The sequence below is a fragment of the Halomonas sp. B23F22_20 genome, assembly GCF_043496985.1.
Classification (GTDB): Bacteria; Pseudomonadota; Gammaproteobacteria; order Pseudomonadales; family Halomonadaceae; genus Halomonas.
Genome location: NZ_JBIEKH010000100.1, coordinates 1 through 652, shown reverse-complemented (window position 1 = coordinate 652; position 652 = coordinate 1). Strand labels below are relative to the sequence as shown.

The 652-nt window shown below is 61.2% G+C and carries 1 protein-coding gene; it reads right to left on the bottom strand.

All coding sequences use genetic code 11. The features are described from left to right. Nucleotides 1-652, bottom strand: a 652-nt coding sequence (locus ACGTN6_RS20785; protein WP_394594984.1) for a TIGR03752 family integrating conjugative element protein, incomplete at both ends; no start/stop codon positions are given.

Below are 652 nucleotides of genomic sequence, written 5' to 3'. Positions count from 1 at the left end.
GATCCAGCCGATGGAATCACCACCCCCGATCGTCGTCGCTCTACCGGATCCGCTATTACCGCCGCCGGCATTGACGTCTTCTGGTTCCGGGACCGTCCTGATCGTTCCGTCAGCGAACACAAACGTCATCGAGTCGATGTTTCCGCGCACACAGCTCAGGGTCCAATCCCCGGTCGCGGTACCGCTGACTACGGCGGATTGCAGCTCGGGAACCTGAATGCCATTGGCCGTCAGATTGTCTTTGCCGATGACGACTTTGAAGGGGTAAGGGTCATTGACGGTGCCATCGACCGGCACTCGGCCCAGCAAAGCTGTCATGCCCAGCGACCCCATCAGCGTCGAGTTCTCGGGGACGGTATAAACCGGCTCCAAGGTGTCTTCTTCCTCCCGAGCGGTAGGCTGCTGAGAGCCGCGGGAGGCTTCCTGCTCCAGATCGCTACCCGCCCGAAATGAGGTCGGGAATGCCATCTCATCGGAGGAACCACGGGAGCCACGCCCCTCCTCCTCCGGCGGAGCATCTACCGGCCGCACCCACACCATGCCGCTATCAGCACCCGGGCCGCTGTATCCGGAGTTGTTGGGAGCACCACGCCCATCCTGCAGACCAAATCCAACCGGAAGATCTTCATTCTGGGATTGCGACTGATCATCC